Here is a 17612-nt window from a genome sequence, read left to right as displayed (position 1 = left end):
CAGATCAAGCAAAGCGGACGCCCGCTTCCTCCATTGCCAGGCGCATCTTCGCCTTCGAACCATCGAGATCGATGGCGGCTGTCGCTTCCTCCACCACACGCGCTGAAAACCCAAAACGTCGCGCGTCGAGAGCGGACCAGGCGACGCAATAGTCGAAGGCCAACCCGCAGAGAACGAGATCATCTATGCCTCGCTCACGCAGATAGCCCGCCAGTCCCGTGGGTGTTTCACGATCGTTTTCACGGAAAGCGGAATAGCTGTCGATCTCGCGACGAAAGCCTTTTCGGATCACCAGCTGTGCGGTCGTCCACTCCAATTCGCGATGGAATGCGGCGCCGTCCGTTCCCTGCAGGCAATGGTCAGGCCACAGGACCTGCTCGCCATAGGGCATCTCGATGGTTTCGAACGGGGCCTTGTCTTCATATTGGCTGGCGAAGGACGAATGGCCTTGCGGGTGCCAGTCCTGCGTCAGGATGACATGATCGTAGCCGGCGATGAGCTTGTTGACCAACGGCACGATCGATGTACCGCCCTCGACCGCCAGTGCGCCGCCTTCGCAGAAATCGTTCTGCATATCGATGACCAGCAATGCCGTTTTGCTATCCATGCGCCGTCCCCTTTTCTGTCAGAGTTTTAGATGACTGGCCGGAAGGATGAAAGAGCGGCCACGAACGGGGGGAAGAGCCCTATGCCAATTTCATACGCAGTTCAGTCTCCCATGCCGCTGGGTTTGGCTCGCTCCATGGTCCGTTGCGGTAGATTTCGACTTGGCAGGCCGGTTCAAACTGCTGTGCTGAGCGCCGCTCATCTTTTGCAAGATTGCGACCGGACAACCAACCGTCCATCATTACCGTGCTGTCGTAGAGGAGGTCGTAGGGCCCGGTATGGACTGCGACGGCGTAGTCTCCGCCTGCCATCTCACCGGTGATAATTTCGGCGTCGTCATCAATCGCTACTGTCCTGTCGACAAGATTTGCGACGTGAACAAGCGTCCTTCCATCCGCCGTAAAATGAAAATAGCGGAACAGGCCTTCGCCCAGCTCTACCCCATGATCTTCGCACCATCGATGCAGGCGCGGGAAGGCAGACGGTGCCGCCTGTGGCAGATCGGCCATCGCGCATTCGACAGCGATCGCAAGATAGGTCATCGGTTCGAAGCTTCGCACCACGGGAATGGTGAGGCTGGCGCCGTTCTTTGCAGTTTCGTGGATATCACGCATGATGCTGCTATAGCCTCTTCGCCAATGCCTCGAGTTGATCGGTCGAGGCGTTCCAGCCTGCTTCGAAGCCCATCTCTTCATGACTTTTCTGGTCTTCCTCACTCCAGTGACGGGCTTCCCAGCGATAGTGCGTCATGCCGTTTCCGGCATCCAACATGGTCACGACAGAAATCAGGAATGGCTTTTCGCCCGGCTGCCAGTCGCCCGTGAAGGCGTCTGAGGTGATGAGCTGCTCCAGTGGTCTCAACGCCAAGACCTGACCTGGATTGTCGTGACGCTCGCCATTTGGCCCCTGCATCACCGTCCTGAAGACGCCGCCCGGTCGAATGTCGAGTTCAGCGTCCGGCACGGTCCAAGGCTTCGGGCAGAACCATTGCTTGAGGAGGGCGGCATCCGTCCAGCAACGCCATAGCTTGTCGCGAGACGTATCAATCGTCCGCTCGATAAACAGAACGCTCTGTGCCAATGGATCACACCTTCACGATATTGTCGAAAAATCCCCAGATCATGCGCTTGCCGTCAAACGGCATGGGATTGGTTTCGGAATCCATGCGCGGGTCGCTCATCAACGCCTCCATGGCGCGATCGGCAGCGTTCTTGTCTGGCCAGACGATCCACGAGAAGACAACATCCTCGTCTTCATTCTTCTTGACGGCGAGGGGAAACGAGGTCGACTCACCATCCGGCACGTCGAGTTCCCAGTTTTCCATGATTTCAAGGGCGCCATGCTCCTTGAACACCTCGGCTGCCGCCTTGGCATGAGCGATGAACTTATCCTTATTCGCCTTGGGCACGGCGGCCACAAATCCGCTTACAACGGTCATAAATTTTCTCAATTGGTCTGGTTGAACAGCAATTCGATGTAGCGTTTCAGATGATCCACACTTTCGCGCGCACGCTCTGGACCGCCATCGGCTTTGGCGACGATGAATGCGCCCTGCAAGACGGCCTGGGTGTGAAGCGCGAGGCTTTCCGCTGTCCAGTTCGCATTAGGGCAATGCTTGGCTTTGGCGGCAGCGATATCGTCGATCAGCGTCTCAGCATGTTCAAAGATGGAAGCGCGCGCAGCATCGCGAAGGTTTGATGCTGTCAGGTGTGCTTCCTGCGCCAGGGTGCCGGCGTAGCAGGTGAACTCGTTGGTCTTACCGGTCATGATTTCGCGGCGGAAATCGATATAGGCCAGCACCCGCTCTAGCGGATCGTCTGGCAGATGGTAAGGCGCGGACCGGAACAATTTGCCAGTCGTCTCGCTCCATCGTTCAGCGGCGGCTACGGCCATCTCTTCCTTGCTGGCGAAGTGATGGAAGAAGCCGCCCTTGGTTACGCCGGCGGCTGCGGCCACCTCGTCAACGCGGGTCGCGGCATAGCCCTTTTCCCGCACCGAGGCGATCGCGGCATCCAGTATGCGCATCCTCGCCTCCTTCCCCTTCAAATATCCGCGTTTGGCCTCGATCATCTGAAATACATACCAACCGGTTGGTATTTTTGTCAATAGTGCTACACTTGGCCGATTAACCGCCGGTTTAGGCGGCATGACGCCTCGAGAGTGCGCGACACGCGCTCGTGTGGTGTGATGGAAATCAGGAAAGGGCCAGGTTACGCCATGACGCTTGGTGGCATTTTCAGCCGGACGATCAGCCCATCCTCTCCCCACTCCCGTTCAACCGTCGCATCGATCGACTGCACCAGGGTGTTTATCAGCTTGGCGCCGGTTCCCTTGTGTTCCGGGTTTCTCTTGGCTTCGCCTGCGCCACGCTCCATCCATCGCAGATCAAGCAATCCATCATCAACCGACCAGACGACACGTATCGTGCCTTCGCCATCACGAAGGCCACCGTGCTTGGCTGCATTGGTCGACAGTTCGTGCAGAGTGAGACTGACCGCCGATACGGCATGGGCCAGAATGGAGATTTCCGGACCGCCGAAGGTGACGCGGTTACGCTGCTGCTCGGTCTGATAAGGCAGGAGGATGGTTTCAACGAGCTTGTGCAGGTCCACCGTTTCCGTCGCCCCACCGGGATTGTCGCCCATATTGATCGAGGCCTGATGCGCTCTCGAAAGCGCTTGAATCCTGTTTTCCGCGTCGATGAAAGATTGTTTGCCCTCCCCTTCCCTCGGTCGGGACAGTCTCAAAATCGAGCCGACCACGGCAAACATGTTGCCGATCCGATGATTGAGCTCGCGGCCGATTATTTTTAGCCGCATCGTCCTTTCCCGCTCTTCGACGAGATCGGTGACATCCCATTGTGAGCCGTAAAAGAGTGCCAGCCTGCCATCCTGACCGTAGATCGGGCCGACATGCAGCGAATTGTAGAACTCGGTCCCGTCAGCCCGGCGATTGAGAATTTCCACCACGCATGTCTCTTCGGCATCGATCGCCTTGCGCAGCCGGGCGACCATTTTGGGGTCGGTTCGGGGAGACTGGAGAAACCGACAATTCTTGCCGACAATGTCTTCGCGCGCGTAACCGGTCATCGCTTCAAACGCATTATTGACGAAGACGATGGGATTATCCGGCTGATGCGGGTCCGTTACGCACACGGCCATCCGCGTCTGCTCAAGGGCCTGTTCGAAAAACAGGTCGGATCGTATCCCAAGTTCGGCAATACGCCGATTGGCGCCGACATCGTCCTGAAGGGCCTGGAACACCCGCCGAGACTGGTGGTCTTTACCGATCGTGTTGTCATAAGGGTCATGTTCCGGTCGAAAGGCCGTTGTCACCCTCTCATCGGAGACGGGACCACCGTTCTCGTCTTCTTCGTGCATCCAGACTCCATATCGACCATGAGACGTATTTGCTCTTATGCATCTAATATAATGCCCATCCGCGGCTGCACAGCCTAACATTTGCAACTTTGCCAAAGCTCGGCCTTACGTTGACTTCGGCCCGGACGCTTGCCACATGGCGGTCAGACCTCAAACGGATCAACTCTTATGGCCGACACACTGCAAGAGAAGGTCGCGCGGCGGCGCACCTTCGCCATCATCTCGCACCCCGACGCCGGCAAGACGACGCTGACCGAGAAGCTGCTGCTGTTCGGCGGCGCAATCCAGCTCGCCGGCGAAGTGAAGGCCAAGAAGAACCGTCAGAGCAGCCGTTCGGACTGGATGAAGATCGAAAAGGAACGCGGCATTTCGGTCGTCACCTCGGTGATGACATTCGAATATGAAGACCACGTCTTCAATCTGCTCGACACGCCGGGCCATGAAGACTTCGCCGACGATACCTATCGGACGCTGACAGCCGTCGACTCCGCCATCATGGTGATCGACGCCGCCAAGGGTATCGAGCCGCGTACACTGAAGCTCTTCGAAGTCTGCCGGCTGCGGGATATCCCGATCATCACCTTCGTCAACAAGATGGACCGCGAAGCGCGCGACAATTTCGAAATTCTCGACGAAATTGAGGAGAAACTGGCGCTTGATACCGCGCCCGTCACCTGGCCGATCGGTCAGGGCAAGAGCTTTTGCGGAACCTATCACCTGGCCGAGAGCGCCGTGCGCCATGGCGATGCCGAGAAGGAGCGCACAAGGGTCAACGGCCCGCAGGCCGATGCGGCCGCCGGCATGCTGCCGGAGAACGAGCAGGAAGCCTTTGTCGAAGGCGTGGAACTGGCGGCCGAAGCCTGCCGTCCTTTCGACATGCAGGCCTTCCGAGAAGGGCACCTCACGCCGGTCTTCTTCGGCTCCGCCCTGAAGAATTACGGGGTGCGCGATCTGATCCACGCTCTGATGGATTACGCACCCGCACCTCGTGCGCAGGAGGCGGAAAACCGCCATGTCGAGGCGACCGAAAAGGGCATGAGTGCCTTTGTCTTTAAGATTCAAGCCAATATGGACCCGAACCATCGCGACCGCATTGCCTTCGTGCGGGTCTGTTCGGGCACGCTGTCACGCGGCATGAAGGCCAAGCTGGTTCGTACGGGCAAGGCCATGCCACTATCAGCGCCGCAATTCTTCTTCGCTTCGCAGCGGCATCTGGCCGAGGAAGCCTATGCCGGCGATGTCGTCGGCATTCCGAACCATGGCACCCTGCGCATCGGCGATACGCTGACGGATGGCGAAGATATCGTCTTCCGCGGCGTTCCGAATTTTGCGCCGGAAATTCTGCGGCGCGTCTCGCTGAAAGATGCGATGAAGGCCAAGAAGCTGAAGGAAGCGCTGGCGCAGATGGCCGAGGAGGGTGTCGTTCAGCTCTTCACACCGGAAGACGGCTCCCCAGCCATTGTCGGCGTCGTGGGTGCACTGCAGATCGACGTCCTCGCCGAGCGCCTCAACCAGGAGTACTCGCTGCCGGTCGGGTTCGAACCGGCCCGCTTTGCCGTGGCGCGGTGGATTTCCGCCCCGACGCAGCAGGAACTACGCGATTTCATGGACGCCCATCGCGGAGAAATGAGCCGCGATCTGGACGGCGACCCCGTCTATATGGCGCCGAACGGCTTTTCGCTGAACTATGAGGCCGAGCGCTGGCCTGCCATCAGCTTCGCAACGGTAAAGGACTATCAGGTCGGGACAAAAAAGGCGGCTTGATCGGCAATTCGTCGAAACGCGCAAAGCCATCCCCAAAGGTGGCCGATAATCGCCAAGTCATTCCCTGATTTATCAGGCTGCACACCTTACATTCGCTGCAACAGAAATTCTTTTGAAAGGAGCTATTATGAGCCTCCGTATCAACGACACGATTGAAAATCTCGAAGTCGAAACCGACCAGGGCACCTTCAAGCTGCATGACTGGATCGGCGATAGCTGGGCCGTCATCTTCAGCCACCCGAAGGATTTTACGCCGGTCTGCACGACCGAATTCGGTGCTGTCGCGCAGCTTTCCGATGAATGGGAAAAGCGTGGCACCAAGGTGCTTGGCGTCTCGGTCGACAGCGCGGACGACCATGTGAAATGGAAGGGCGATATCGAGAAGGTTGCGGGCACCAAGGCCGGCTTCCCGATCGTGGCCGACGCCGATCTTAAGGTCGCCAAGGCCTTCGACATGCTGCCCGCCGAGGCTTATCTGCCGGATGGACGCACGCCGAACGACACGGCCACGGTTCGCACCGTCTACATTATCGGGCCGGACAAAAAGCTGAAGCTTTCCATGACCTATCCGATGAATGTCGGCCGTAACTTCGCCGAAGTGCTGCGCGCGCTTGACGGGCTGCAGACAGCAGCCAAGCACACCGTTGCGACGCCAGCCAACTGGAATGTCGGTGAAGACGTCATCATTCCGGCGACCCTTTCCGACGATGATGCGAAGGCGAAGTTCGGTGCGTTCGATACGGTTCTGCCCTATCTGCGCAAAACCAAACAGCCCTCGGCCTGACGGCTTTCAATTTGTAGGAAAAACACGAAGGCCGGCGCAGCGATGCGTCGGCCTTTTTCCTGCGTTGATATGGAACGAGACCGCCTCTTCGCGTGTTGATCATTCGACAATTTTGAATGCACGAAGGGAAGGTTATTTTCATGGCTATTGCCAATCTTAAAGACGTTTATGTTGACCAGCTGCAGGATATTTTCAGCGCCTGCCACCAGTCCTCGAAGGTCACGGCCGAGTTGAAAGACAAGGCTGACAATTCAGAACTGCAGGACGCCCTGTCGGCCGGTGTCAAAGGCATCGAAAATGGCATGGAAGTTCTTCGTTCGATCATCAAGGCCCATGATGCCGACCCGAAGGGCGAATTCTGCAAGGGCATGGAAGGTCTCGTCAAAGAAGCACGCTCGCATGGTATCGAGCAGGATATTGACGACGCCGATGCGCGCGACGCGATGATCATCACGCAGTATCAGCGCATGGCTCACTACGCCATTGCCGGCTATGGCTGCCTCGTCGCCTTCGCGCGCCGCCTCGAGCTGAACGACGAAGCCGACCGGCTGCAGGATTGCCTCAACGAGACATATGAAGGCGATCGCCACATGACCGATATCGCAATGGGCGGCGTCAACAAAGCCGCCGTCTGAACGGCATCGTTGAAGAATGAAGGAAAGGGCCGGCCATCAGCCGGCCCTTTCTTTATCCGGCGGACGCGCTTGGCGGCGCAAATGAACCAGCGATCTCGTTCTTCAACCACTCGCTGAACGCCCTTACGGGCAGGCCCGGTCTGCGCCGCTTCGAACTCAGAAGCCAATAAGAGAGCCCCGTAGCGGTACACCCCTCGAAGGGGGCCACGAGCTGGCCGGCCGCTATCGCATCCTCCGCAAGAAACCGCCAGGCCAGCATCACGCCCTGGCCCGCAATCGCAGCTTCTAGGCAAAGCGCACCATCGGTAAACGCATAGCCCTGCGGCAACTCTTCCTCGCGCATATCGAATTGATCGAGCCAGAATTGCCATGGAATAACGGAGTTGACGTCACGGAGGATCCACGCCGTCTTCAGATCGGCAGGGACCTTCAGCGCCTCGGCGAGCGACGGCGCGCAGACCGGAAAGACCTCTTGAGGCGCCAAAAATTCGGTCCTGACATCCGTATACTCTCCGTCACCCACCCGTATAGCGAGATCGATATCCGAAGCGTCGAGGTCAACGAGAGTCGACGTCGCTTCGACGCGCACGCTTACGCCGGGATGGAGCCGGGAGAACCGTGCAAGCCGCGGTACCAGCCATTTGGCGGCAAAGTTCGGAGCGACGGAGAGCGTCAAAATGCCGTCGCCCCGGCCACGCGCCATGGTCAGAGCATGTTCGAGCTGACTGAACCCTTCATGCAGTTCGGGCAGGAGTGCTGCGCCAAACGGTGTCGGACGCAAACCTGCCGCTTGTCGCTCGAATAGCTGATGGCCCAACTGCTTTTCCAGCTTGATGAGATGCTGGCTGACCGCCCCGGGCGTCACGCCAAGCTCTTGCGCCGCCGCTTTCAATGTCCCGGTTCGACCAATGACTTCTGCCGCGTGGAGAGCATTCAGGTGCACACGATTGAGATTCTTCATATAGATTTTCTATATAAAGGGTCAGACAAATTCCATTGGCCATCGTAAAAATATGTGGCCTTTCCCTTCATGAAAGGGAGAGCGATATGTATTTCGGATTTCGCAAATGGCGCGAGTGGTTCAAGAAAAACTTACTGGGCAACGGCGAAGAGGGGCACGACATTCTGGCCCATGAATCACTTCGGCATCTCACGCTCGACGAACTTGCCGACCTGCCGATGCCACCATGGTCGGATCTTCGTGCCCTGGCGAATGCGGAACTGACCGAACTCAGCTCATCGCGCGGGGCGCATCCAGCGGACCCCGGCCGCGCCAACGGTCCGACTGCCACAAATGATCCAGCGCACTGCGATAATCCGGAAAGCGCAAACTGTAGCCGGAGGCTTTCAGTCTCGCATTGCTGACCCGCTTATTGTCGCCATAGAAGCTGCGGACCATAGGAGAAAGGTCCGCGGTATCGAAGTCAACCGCGGGCGGTGGCTGAACGCCCATCAGTCCGGCAGCATATTCGATGACATCCTGTGGAGGGGCCGGCTCGTCATCGGTGATGTTCCAGGCCCCATTGGCTTTCTGCCGCAGCAGATGCGCAGTCGCACCGGCAATATCGTCGACATGAATGCGATTGAAGACCTGACCGGGCTTGATGATACGGCGCGCCTTTCCCTCGGCCAGCTTGAGAAGCTGGTTGCGACCCGGCCCGTAAATGCCGGCCAGACGCAACACCGCGACCGGAATATCAAGCGCGTTTCCGAGCGCGATCCAGCCATCCTCCGCGTCGATCCGTTCTCGACCGCGCCTCTTGTCGCTCAGGCGCGGCGCGCTTTCATCGATCCACTTCCCATCGGCATCCCCGTAAACGCCGATGGTGGAGAAATATCCGATCCATCGCAGGGCGGGCATGTTGTTTCGGATGGTATCGCCAGCTGCATCCAAAACGGGGTCACCCTGCTGGTCCGGCGCGATGGAAACCAGAAGATGGGTCACATCGAAAAGGGGCATCGTCGCTACATCGTCGTCGCGACCCGCAAATCGATAGGGAGCAATGCCGAAATCAGGAAGTGTCTTCAACTGATCGGCCGAACGTGACGTACCGCCAATCCATTCAGATTCGGCCGCCAGTTCCTGCGCCACGCCTCGCGCGCTGTAACCTGCACCAAACAGAAAAAGTCTCACGCCGTTCCGATCCCAGTCTAGCCGTTGGAAAGTGCCTGCCGCCACTCATGCCGCACCGCTCCATCCTCATCTGTTGAGGCGTCACCCTGATGGCATGCAAGAGTTGCATGGTCCAGCCGTGAGAGCGCCCAGACCGCCATGCCGCGAACCTGGGGCGCCGGATCATCAAGCAGCGCTTCGACAAGCGGCACCAGTTCGGTTTTGCCGCTATTGCCGGCGGCGACCAGCACGTTCCGCACGAAACGGTCGCGTCCGATGCGTTTGACGGGCGAGCCGGAAAAGAAAGCGCGAAATGCGGCATCGTCCATTTCAAGGAAATCAGCCAGCGGCGGCGCTTTCAGATCGTGGCGTGCAGCCAGCTTGGCTTCCTTCGTTTCGCTGGCGAATTTGTTCCACGGGCAGATGGCCAGACAATCATCGCATCCATAGACCCTGTTTCCCATCGCCGGGCGAAATTCCAAGGGGATCAGGCCGTCATGTTCGATGGTCAGATAGGAAATGCAGCGCCGCGCATCGAGCTGATATGGGGCGGGAAACGCATTAGTCGGGCAGATGTCGAGGCAGGCCCGGCACGAGCCGCAATGGTCGATTTCGGCTTGGTCCGCCGGCAGGTCGAGCGTGGTGAGGATCGAGCCAAGAAAGAGCCATGAGCCATGCTCGCGACTGACAAGATTGGTATGCTTGCCCTGCCAGCCCAGGCCGGCGGCTTCCGCCAGCGGCTTTTCCATCAGTGGGGCGGTATCGACAAAGACCTTCACTTCGTTCCGGTCTTCCGCATCCATCTGGCGCACCCGCGCCAGCAATTTCGATGCCAGTGTCTTCAGGCGGCCCTTGATGAGATCGTGATAATCGCGATGGCGCGCATAGACAGAAACGTTCGCCTTCTCTTTTCGCTGCAGAAGCGGCAGGGGGTTCTCTTCCGGACCGTAATTGACAGCGAGCATGATGACGGAGCGGACCTCCGGCCAGAGCCCTGTCGGGCTGCCTCGCCGCTCCGCCGTTTCCGCTATCCAGCCCATTGTCCCATGCCGCCCTTCTGCAACGAAATGCGACAGACGCTCTGCGGCCTGCGGTATCGCGTCGGGCCTAGTGATGGCCACGCCGTCGAAGCCGAGCGCCCGCGCCTCTTTGTGCAGGAAGGCGCGGAGCCGCTCGGCGCGAGCGGACTGGTCAGAAGTCGGGATCCGCATAATGGGCGGAGGGCGGCAAGCCGCGCACCCGCTCCTGCAAGAGGGGACGGAAGGACGGCCGGCTCTTGACCCTGGCATACCATTCCCGGGCGGCCTCGTGGCCTGACCAGTCCAGCTCGCCGAGATAGTCGAGGATCGAAAGGGTCGCGCCGGCGGCAAGGTCGGCAATGGTCAGCTTGTCTCCGGATAGCCAGTTACGGGTGCCAGCCAGATAATTGGTGTATTTCAGATGTTGGGTAATATTGCTTCGCGCCGCGCGCAACGCGCCAGCATCCGGCGATCCGCCACCCTTCTCCGTCGGCATGAGAGGCCGTGTGACCCGTTCGCGGACCATGTGGCGCGTGACTTCGTTTTCGCACTTGTCGAGATACCAACTCGTCAGACGGCGCGCCTCCGCCCTTCCGAAGACGTCGGACGGCATCAGGCGCTTGTCGCGGGACATGCTGCCCCGCGTCTCGTCGATATACTCGCAGATCGTCATGGTGCCCGCCACCGGCTGGTCCGATTCGGCAAGCAGGACCGGCACCGATCCGGCCGGATTGAGCTGAAGGAACTCACGCCGGCGCACCCAGGGCGTTTCCTCGATAAGGGTAAACGGTACGGAATATTCCGTCAGGAGCAGGCGGATGAAGCGGCTGCCCGCATTCATGGGATAGTGAAAAAGGGTCAGCATCGCTCACGCATCAAAGCTACGCATGGCATTCGTTTCCTCGCACCGGTAAAGAAATGTCGCATGTGCGATTCGGAGGCCATCAGGGTTTCGGGCTATAGAGGCTAACAATCAAGCACACAAGAATTAGCAACGGATAAAGGACCCGGTCAGCCGTGGGTGAACAGACACTATTCGACGCGTTGATCCTCGGCATTCTGGAGGGATTGACCGAGTTTCTTCCCGTTTCGTCGACCGGCCATATTCTTCTCGCCGGACATTTCATGGGCTTCGAATCGACCGGCAAGGTCTTCGAAATCGTCATCCAGCTCGGCGCGATCCTGGCGATCGTGATGCTCTATTTCGCGCGGCTCTGGAATCTGGCGGTCACGCTGCCGAGCAGCCCGCGCTCGCGCCATTTCGTCATTGGCATCCTGCTGGCTTTTCTCCCGGCAGCGGTCATCGGCGTCCTGGCACATGATTTCATCAAGACGGTTCTGTTCGAAACCCCAATGGTGATCTGCGTTGCGCTGATCGTCGGCGGTATCGTGTTGCTTTTCGTCGACCGGCTGGTGAAAGCGCCACGCTACAACGACATCATGGATTATCCGCTGTGGCTTTGCATCGCGATCGGATTTTTCCAGTGCCTTGCCATGATCCCCGGAACCTCTCGATCCGGTTCGACCATTGTCGGGTCGCTGCTGCTGGGTGCGGACAAACGCAGCGCGGCGGAGTTCAGCTTCTTCCTCGCCATGCCGACCATGACCGGCGCCGTGGTCTACGATCTTTTCAAGAATCGCGACGTCCTGTCGGGCGCCGATACATCGGTCATCGCGGTTGGCTTCGTCGCGGCCTTCATCGTCGCGGCGCTCGTGGTGAAAGCGCTTCTGGCCTATGTCAGCCGCTACGGATACGGGCTGTTCGGCTGGTGGCGCATCGTCGTCGGTGCGGCAGGCCTCGCCGGATTGCTGCTGGTCGGCTGAGCGCCGTCAGCCCTCTCCGCGACTGCGGGTAAACTCTCCCTCCGGCCGATAACGCCAGATATAGGAGGGGACGATCGCCCGAACGGTGTGCGGTTGGATGCCGAGGCCCTCGAGCGTCCGTCCATCCTTTCTTGCCTCGTCCGACACCACATTGTCGTTATTGAGCTGCCGCACCTGATCGGAGGTGAGCGGCGCAAGACCGAAAGGAATGAAGTCGCCGACCCCGCCTATGATGCTGGCGATCGATTTCGGCAGAGGCATGAGGACGCGCTTGCGATCTGTCTGATCCAGCACGATCTGCATCAGCTCCTTGAAGGTGAACACCTCCGGTCCGCCGAGCTCATAGATCGCTCCACCCTGCAATTCGCCGGCGACGCTGCGCGCCACAACTTCGGCGACATCAGCCACATAGACGGGCTGGAAACGCGTATCGCCGCCACCGATCAGCGGCAGGGCCGGTGTGAACCGCGCCATATCGCCAAACCGGTTGAAGAAATCGTCTTCGGGACCGAACATGATGGAAGGCCGGAGAATGACCGCATCCGGGACAGCATCCAGAACCGCCTGCTCGCCCTTCGCCTTGGCACGGGCATATTCGCTTGCGCTATCCTCGTCGGCTCCAATCGCTGAAACGAAGGTCATCCCTGCGCCGGCCTTGGCGGCGGCGCGCGCCAGATCGGCGGCTCCTTCATTCTGAAGAGCTTCAAACGTCTGCTTGCCGGTCTCGACCAATACACCGACAAGGTTGACCACGTGATCGGCGCCTTCGCAGGCGCGTGCAATGGCATTTTCGTCGCGAATATTCGCCTTGATCGTCTGGATCTGCCCGACATTTCCAAGCGGCTGCAGATGCTGCGCCCTATTGGGGTTGCGACAGGCGACGCGCATGCGAAAGCCCCTGCGAGCAAGCGCCTGCACGACATGGCGGCCAAGGAAGCCGGAACCGCCGAAAATAGTCACCAGTGGAGGGGCGGAAGGATAGCGGGTCATGATCGATCTCTGGACTGGATAGCGGCCATCGGGCCTCATTCATTGGCTCTGCGCACCGATTTAGCGGTTTTGACACAAAGCGCAACGCGAAGGCGGACGTTCCACCCCGATTCTCGCTGTTTAGTGGCCGGAAGACCGCCCGGCGGATCGATCAGCGGTCAAAGTCGAATATCCGAAGGATCAGCGAATACCATTGGCTCGCTGTACGGCGCGCACATAAGCGACGATCTTCCGAACTTCGGACTGACCGACGCCGGCAACGGGAGGCATATTGCCGAAACGCCAATGGTGGGCGCGTACACCGTTTTGCGCGGCCAGGAGAAAGGCCTGATCGCCATGATGGCCGGGCTCGTAAATCGGATGAATGAAGGGCGGGCCCTGATCCGTTCCAACGCCACTTTCGCCATGGCAGCTTGCGCAGTTGCGGTCGAAGAGCGCCTTGCCCTTAAGCTGCTCCCCGGAGAGGGTTGGGATGACAAGTGACGCCTGTTCTTCGCCGCCGTCGGAGGGGGCCTGCCCGAAAAACACGAACCACCCGCCCACCAGAACGACGAAAAGTGCGGCGAGCACCATCACGAATTTTCTACTCATGGCACGCACTCCGTGCTCCCGACAGGTCGTCGATGATCGGGCAATCGGGGCGATCATTGCCTTTGCACCGGCTGATCAGTTCACTCAGCGTCTGCCGTAGCGATTCCAGTTCCTCGATCTTCGACGTGATCCGGCGGATATGCTCCGTCGCGACCGCCTTCACATCGGCACTCGCGCGTTCCCTGTCCTCGTAAAGTGACAGAAGGGTTCGGCAATCCTCAATGGAAAAACCGAGGGATCGAGCACGTCCCAGAAAGGCGAGCTTATGGCCGTCACTCTCGCTGAAGTCGCGATAGCCGTTTGCACCACGACCCGCGTCGATGAGGCCGATCTCTTCATAATAACGGATCGTCTTCGCGGGCAGTCCGCTGGCTGCCGAAACATCACCAATATTCATCACATAGCTCCTTCATTCAGGATAAACCTTCCAGCAACTGGAGGGTCAAGCGACTTCAGATAGTGGGGAACCCTCCTGCGCTGTAAGGTCATTTCCTCTCCAGAAAATAATTTCGGGAGTTCTCCATCATGTCCTACTGGCGCTTTGCGGCGATGATCCTCACCTCGACGGTGGTGATGTTCGGTCTCATGTATCTGAACACATTTCTCGTCACGCATATCTTCTGGTCCGAAACGCGCGTCTACATGGCTATTCTCATGGGCGCGGCCATGGCCATCATCATGCTGGCGTTCATGCTTTCGATGTATTCCAGCAAGGCGCTGAATGCCGCCATTTTCGTCGGCGCGGTGATTGTCTTCGGCGCCTCGCTCTGGCTGGTACGCAGCCAGATTACAGTCGGTGACACATCCTATATGCGCGCAATGATCCCTCATCATTCCATCGCGATCATGACCTCAGGCAGAGCCAATATATCCGATCCCCGCGTAAGCAAGCTCGCAGACGGGATCATTTACGCGCAGGACAAAGAAATTGCCGAGATGCGCTATCTGATCGAGGATATCGAGACCAACGGCGATGCCACTGGACCCGGTGCATCGCAGGCAGCACAGATCGTCAGCCTGGACGAAGCGCTTTCCACTCCCGAAATCGCCACGCTCGATCTGCAATTCCTGAACCAGGATGAGAAGGAGACGGTCTTTAAAGAAGAGCCGGTTTGCAGTTTTTCCTACACGACCGAAAGCAGGCCTGTCCTGGCGTTCGGCGACTCCGGCAACGAGAGCCGCGCCCTCCTCAAGATCAGCGGCGATCTGGTGCTACTGGACGGGCGCAATGACAATGAAGAAACCGGGCTGTCTTTCTTCACCGAGGGCGCATCGATCCGCATCGACGCACACGATGGTGATACTCTTGATGCGACAGCCAGTTCGCCTCAGGAAGCGACGCTCCGCCTCACGCTCGATGCCGGACTGCAGGCAGGATATCGCGGTTATTACCGGTGCGGTGCTGCGCAGTGAACAAGTCGATCGATCGACGCGTCGCCCCCCTTGACCTTCCAGTGACTGGAAGACCTACATTCGCTGTTCAACAACGGGAATACGGTCATGACCGAACAGTCGAAAGCGTCCGACAACGCCGCTCACCATTGCTGCGGCGGGCACCGCCACCACGATCATGGCAATGCCGACGGGACGGCTGTCGGCAACGCCGACAAGGCGATCGATCCGGTTTGCGGGATGTCGGTCACCATCAAGCCGGACGCCCGCACCTATTCCTATGAGGGCGAGACCTATTATTTCTGCTCGGAGGGCTGTCGCACCAAGTTCCGCGACGATCCCTATTTCTACCTTTCCGGCAATGCAGACATTGTGCGAAGCCGCGGTAAGCCCGGCGTTCAATACACCTGCCCGATGGATCCGGAAATCGTGCGCGACGAACCGGGCACCTGCCCGATCTGCGGCATGGCACTGGAGCCGATGGTCCCGTCCAACGAGCCGAGCGCGGAACTGACGGACTTCACGAGACGCATGTGGATCAGCGCGGCGGCCGCCGTTCCGCTGCTCATCCTGACCATGGGCGAGATGGTCGGCCTGCCGGTGCGTGACTGGATCGGCGAGCGCATCGCCGTCTATCTGGAATTCGCCCTTGCGACGCCGGTCGTGCTCTGGGCCGCCCTGCCCTTCTTTAAGCGCGGTGTGGATTCCATACGCAACCGGGCGCCGAATATGTGGACGCTGATCATGCTCGGTGTCGGCGCCGCCTATCTCTATTCGCTGGTCGCGACATTCCTGCCCGGCCTCCTTCCGGAAGCCTACCGGTCGGGCGACAAAGCCGGCACCTATTACGAGGCGGCCGTCGTGATCGTCGCACTCATCTTCCTTGGCCAGGTGCTGGAATTGCGGGCACGCGAGCGAACCGGCGACGCGATTCGCGCCCTGATGGATCTGGCCCCCAAGAGGGCGCGGCGCATCCTTCCCGACGGCTCGGAATATGACGCGCCGCTCGACAATATCGTCGAGGACGATCTGGTGCGCGTTCGGCCGGGCGAAAGCATTCCCGTCGACGGCGAGGTGATCGAAGGCCGCTCTTCCATCGACGAAAGCATGATTACAGGCGAACCGGTGCCGGTGGAGAAAACGACTGGCGATCGCGTGACCGGCGGCACGATCAACAAGAACGGAACGCTTGCGGTGCGCGCCACGCAGGTCGGGGCGGAGACCGTTCTGTCGCAGATCGTTTCGATGGTTGCGAGCGCGCGTCTTTCCAAGGCCCCCATTCAGGGACTCGCCGACAAGGTGGCGGCGGTGTTCGTGCCGACGGTGGTGGGCATTGCGCTGCTTTCTTTTGTCCTTTGGCTGATCTTCGGTCCGGAGCCGGCCCTGGCTTATGCGATGGCCGCAGCCGTCTCGGTGCTGGTCATTGCCTGCCCTTGTGCGCTCGGTCTCGCCACGCCGATTTCCATCACGACCGCGGCCGGGCGCGGTGCGCAGGCCGGTGTTCTCGTCAAGGATGCCGAAGCGCTGGAGCGCATGGCGAAAGTCGATACGCTCGTTATCGACAAGACCGGCACATTGACCGAGGGAAAGCCTCGACTGACGGATGTGATCGCGTTGGCCGACCGGACAGAAGACGAAGTGCTCTCTCTCGCGGCCGCGCTTGAACGCGGCTCCGAACACCCTCTGGCGGAATCGATTCTCGAAGGCGCGCACTCCCGTGGCCTGACGATCGCGACAGTTTCCGGTTTCGAAGCGATTACCGGTAAGGGCGTTCGCGGCATGGTGGGACGAAGCGATGTCGCGCTCGGAAATGCCGCCCTTCTTGCCGATCTGTCGGTTGAAACATCGGCCGCCGAGCAAGTATCCGGCGACCTCGGCGGTCAGGGCAAGACGGTGATGTATATCGCCGTCGATCGGCAATTGGCAGGCCTCATCGCGGTTGCCGACCCGGTAAAGGCCAGTACGGAAGACGCCATTCGCGACCTCCATTCCCAGGGACTACGCATCATCATGGCCACGGGCGACAATGAGCGCACGGCGAAGGCCGTCGCGGCCCGCCTCGGCATCGACGAAGTGCGGGCCGGCGTTCTACCGGCAGACAAGAAGGCGCTGGTCGACGAACTGCATCAAGCCGGCGCTTCCGTCGCCATGGCGGGTGACGGGGTCAATGATGCACCGGCCCTCGCTGCGGCCAATGTAGGGATCGCGATGGGAACCGGCGCCGATGTCGCCGTGGAAAGCGCCGGCATCACGCTTCTTGGTGGCGATCTGCAGGGTATTGTGCGGGCGCGCAAGCTGGCCGAGGCGACCCTTCGCAATATCAAGCAGAACCTTTTCTTCGCGTTCTTTTACAACGCGCTCGGCGTGCCGATCGCCGCCGGCATTCTCTACCCGGTCTTCGGTTTGCTGCTATCGCCCATGATTGCCGCGGCGGCCATGTCGCTCTCCTCGGTGTCGGTGATCACGAATGCGCTGCGGCTACGCCGGATCGATCTCTGACGACCGGTCCCAGTC

Annotated in this window: 19 protein-coding genes; 6 read left to right on the top strand and 13 right to left on the bottom strand. The window is 59.5% G+C overall.

Features of this window, described 5'->3' with window-relative positions:
- Positions 1 to 4: 4 nt before the first annotated feature.
- From pncA to D8780_RS00780, 6 genes are all read right to left on the bottom strand, one after another.
- The gene (gene pncA / locus D8780_RS00805) at positions 5 to 607 is read right to left on the bottom strand and encodes a bifunctional nicotinamidase/pyrazinamidase (RefSeq protein WP_121643928.1); all 603 of its coding nucleotides are present in this window, start codon (positions 605 to 607) and stop codon (positions 5 to 7) included.
- A gap of 79 nt (positions 608 to 686) precedes the next feature.
- On the bottom strand, positions 687 to 1220 hold the full coding sequence (locus tag D8780_RS00800; protein WP_158598401.1) for a GyrI-like domain-containing protein: 534 nt from the start codon (positions 1218 to 1220) through the stop codon (positions 687 to 689).
- Positions 1221 to 1227: 7 nt separating this feature from the next.
- A complete protein-coding gene (locus D8780_RS00795; RefSeq protein ID WP_121643926.1) occupies positions 1228 to 1686 on the bottom strand; it encodes an SRPBCC family protein in 459 nt (152 codons plus the stop codon).
- Positions 1687 to 1690: 4 nt separating this feature from the next.
- Positions 1691 to 2044, bottom strand: a complete 354-nt coding sequence (locus D8780_RS00790) for a DUF1428 domain-containing protein (RefSeq protein ID WP_121643925.1) — start codon at positions 2042 to 2044, stop codon at positions 1691 to 1693.
- A gap of 8 nt (positions 2045 to 2052) precedes the next feature.
- Positions 2053 to 2631, bottom strand: coding sequence for a TetR/AcrR family transcriptional regulator (locus D8780_RS00785; protein WP_121646272.1), 579 nt, complete (start codon positions 2629 to 2631; stop codon positions 2053 to 2055).
- A gap of 185 nt (positions 2632 to 2816) precedes the next feature.
- Positions 2817 to 3986 carry a PAS domain-containing protein gene (locus tag D8780_RS00780; RefSeq protein ID WP_158598400.1) on the bottom strand — a complete coding sequence of 390 codons (1170 nt, stop codon included), beginning with the start codon at positions 3984 to 3986 and terminating at the stop codon, positions 2817 to 2819.
- A gap of 168 nt (positions 3987 to 4154) precedes the next feature.
- Here D8780_RS00780 and D8780_RS00775 point away from each other — a divergent pair, with 168 nt between their 5' ends.
- The 3 genes from D8780_RS00775 (at position 4155) to D8780_RS00765 (ending at position 7169) form a co-directional block, all read left to right on the top strand.
- Complete coding sequence (locus D8780_RS00775; RefSeq protein ID WP_121643923.1) at positions 4155 to 5750, top strand: peptide chain release factor 3; 1596 nt, start codon at positions 4155 to 4157, stop codon at positions 5748 to 5750.
- Positions 5751 to 5877: 127 nt separating this feature from the next.
- Positions 5878 to 6534 carry a peroxiredoxin gene (locus D8780_RS00770; protein ID WP_121643922.1) on the top strand — a complete coding sequence of 219 codons (657 nt, stop codon included), beginning with the start codon at positions 5878 to 5880 and terminating at the stop codon, positions 6532 to 6534.
- 140 nt (positions 6535 to 6674) lie between these two features.
- Positions 6675 to 7169 (top strand): DUF892 family protein, encoded by a 495-nt coding sequence (locus D8780_RS00765; RefSeq protein WP_121643921.1) that lies wholly within the window; start codon positions 6675 to 6677, stop codon positions 7167 to 7169.
- 52 nt (positions 7170 to 7221) lie between these two features.
- Here D8780_RS00765 and D8780_RS00760 read toward each other — a convergent pair whose 3' ends face one another.
- The 4 genes from D8780_RS00760 to D8780_RS00745 form a co-directional block, all read right to left on the bottom strand.
- The gene (locus D8780_RS00760; RefSeq protein WP_121643920.1) at positions 7222 to 8130 is read right to left on the bottom strand and encodes a LysR substrate-binding domain-containing protein; all 909 of its coding nucleotides are present in this window, start codon (positions 8128 to 8130) and stop codon (positions 7222 to 7224) included.
- A gap of 270 nt (positions 8131 to 8400) precedes the next feature.
- Positions 8401 to 9303 (bottom strand): SDR family oxidoreductase, encoded by a 903-nt coding sequence (locus D8780_RS00755; protein WP_121643919.1) that lies wholly within the window; start codon positions 9301 to 9303, stop codon positions 8401 to 8403.
- Positions 9304 to 9320: 17 nt separating this feature from the next.
- Positions 9321 to 10493, bottom strand: coding sequence for a tRNA epoxyqueuosine(34) reductase QueG (gene queG, locus D8780_RS00750; RefSeq protein ID WP_121643918.1), 1173 nt, complete (start codon positions 10491 to 10493; stop codon positions 9321 to 9323).
- The gene (locus D8780_RS00745; RefSeq protein ID WP_121643917.1) at positions 10474 to 11166 is read right to left on the bottom strand and encodes a glutathione S-transferase family protein; all 693 of its coding nucleotides are present in this window, start codon (positions 11164 to 11166) and stop codon (positions 10474 to 10476) included. Before D8780_RS00745 ends, queG begins: the two co-directional genes overlap by 20 nt.
- A gap of 152 nt (positions 11167 to 11318) precedes the next feature.
- Between D8780_RS00745 and D8780_RS00740 the strand changes: the two genes are divergently transcribed.
- Entirely contained in the window at positions 11319 to 12125 is an 807-nt protein-coding gene (locus tag D8780_RS00740; RefSeq protein WP_121643916.1) for an undecaprenyl-diphosphate phosphatase, read from the top strand.
- Positions 12126 to 12131: 6 nt separating this feature from the next.
- Here the strand turns inward: D8780_RS00740 and D8780_RS00735 are convergent, their stop codons facing one another.
- From D8780_RS00735 to cueR, 3 genes are all read right to left on the bottom strand, one after another.
- On the bottom strand, positions 12132 to 13115 hold the full coding sequence (locus tag D8780_RS00735) for a complex I NDUFA9 subunit family protein (RefSeq protein WP_121646271.1): 984 nt from the start codon (positions 13113 to 13115) through the stop codon (positions 12132 to 12134).
- Positions 13116 to 13295: 180 nt separating this feature from the next.
- Positions 13296 to 13706 (bottom strand): c-type cytochrome, encoded by a 411-nt coding sequence (locus D8780_RS00730; RefSeq protein ID WP_121643915.1) that lies wholly within the window; start codon positions 13704 to 13706, stop codon positions 13296 to 13298.
- Positions 13699 to 14103 carry a Cu(I)-responsive transcriptional regulator gene (gene cueR, locus D8780_RS00725; protein WP_121643914.1) on the bottom strand — a complete coding sequence of 135 codons (405 nt, stop codon included), beginning with the start codon at positions 14101 to 14103 and terminating at the stop codon, positions 13699 to 13701. Before cueR ends, D8780_RS00730 begins: the two co-directional genes overlap by 8 nt.
- Positions 14104 to 14231: 128 nt before the next feature.
- Between cueR and D8780_RS00720 the strand changes: the two genes are divergently transcribed.
- Both D8780_RS00720 and D8780_RS00715 read left to right on the top strand, forming a co-directional pair.
- On the top strand, positions 14232 to 15119 hold the full coding sequence (locus D8780_RS00720; RefSeq protein ID WP_121643913.1) for a DUF305 domain-containing protein: 888 nt from the start codon (positions 14232 to 14234) through the stop codon (positions 15117 to 15119).
- Between the two features lie 87 nt (positions 15120 to 15206).
- Positions 15207 to 17597: a heavy metal translocating P-type ATPase gene (locus D8780_RS00715; RefSeq protein WP_121643912.1), complete on the top strand. Its 2391-nt coding sequence runs from the start codon at positions 15207 to 15209 to the stop codon at positions 17595 to 17597.
- Positions 17598 to 17612 lie beyond the last annotated feature (15 nt).

Source organism: Notoacmeibacter ruber, from assembly GCF_003668555.1.
GTDB lineage: Bacteria > Pseudomonadota > Alphaproteobacteria > Rhizobiales > Rhizobiaceae > Notoacmeibacter > Notoacmeibacter ruber.
Note: the sequence above shows the minus strand (reverse complement) of the source record. Positions and strands in the feature narration are given on the sequence as shown.

What these genes read in the sequence shown, in the direction of transcription:
- pncA (WP_121643928.1), bottom strand. Translation starts at nt 607, where the DNA reads ATGGATAGCAAAACGGCATTGCTGGTCATCGATATGCAGAACGATTTC.
- D8780_RS00800 (WP_158598401.1), bottom strand. Translation starts at nt 1,220, where the DNA reads ATGCGTGATATCCACGAAACTGCAAAGAACGGCGCCAGCCTCACCATT.
- D8780_RS00790 (WP_121643925.1), bottom strand. Translation starts at nt 2,044, where the DNA reads ATGACCGTTGTAAGCGGATTTGTGGCCGCCGTGCCCAAGGCGAATAAG.
- D8780_RS00785 (WP_121646272.1), bottom strand. Translation starts at nt 2,631, where the DNA reads ATGCGCATACTGGATGCCGCGATCGCCTCGGTGCGGGAAAAGGGCTAT.
- D8780_RS00780 (WP_158598400.1), bottom strand. Translation starts at nt 3,986, where the DNA reads ATGCACGAAGAAGACGAGAACGGTGGTCCCGTCTCCGATGAGAGGGTG.
- D8780_RS00775 (WP_121643923.1), top strand. Translation starts at nt 4,155, where the DNA reads ATGGCCGACACACTGCAAGAGAAGGTCGCGCGGCGGCGCACCTTCGCC.
- D8780_RS00770 (WP_121643922.1), top strand. Translation starts at nt 5,878, where the DNA reads ATGAGCCTCCGTATCAACGACACGATTGAAAATCTCGAAGTCGAAACC.
- D8780_RS00765 (WP_121643921.1), top strand. Translation starts at nt 6,675, where the DNA reads ATGGCTATTGCCAATCTTAAAGACGTTTATGTTGACCAGCTGCAGGAT.
- D8780_RS00760 (WP_121643920.1), bottom strand. Translation starts at nt 8,130, where the DNA reads ATGAAGAATCTCAATCGTGTGCACCTGAATGCTCTCCACGCGGCAGAA.
- queG (WP_121643918.1), bottom strand. Translation starts at nt 10,493, where the DNA reads ATGCGGATCCCGACTTCTGACCAGTCCGCTCGCGCCGAGCGGCTCCGC.
- D8780_RS00745 (WP_121643917.1), bottom strand. Translation starts at nt 11,166, where the DNA reads ATGCTGACCCTTTTTCACTATCCCATGAATGCGGGCAGCCGCTTCATC.
- D8780_RS00735 (WP_121646271.1), bottom strand. Translation starts at nt 13,115, where the DNA reads ATGACCCGCTATCCTTCCGCCCCTCCACTGGTGACTATTTTCGGCGGT.
- D8780_RS00730 (WP_121643915.1), bottom strand. Translation starts at nt 13,706, where the DNA reads ATGAGTAGAAAATTCGTGATGGTGCTCGCCGCACTTTTCGTCGTTCTG.
- cueR (WP_121643914.1), bottom strand. Translation starts at nt 14,103, where the DNA reads ATGAATATTGGTGATGTTTCGGCAGCCAGCGGACTGCCCGCGAAGACG.
- D8780_RS00720 (WP_121643913.1), top strand. Translation starts at nt 14,232, where the DNA reads ATGTCCTACTGGCGCTTTGCGGCGATGATCCTCACCTCGACGGTGGTG.
- D8780_RS00715 (WP_121643912.1), top strand. Translation starts at nt 15,207, where the DNA reads ATGACCGAACAGTCGAAAGCGTCCGACAACGCCGCTCACCATTGCTGC.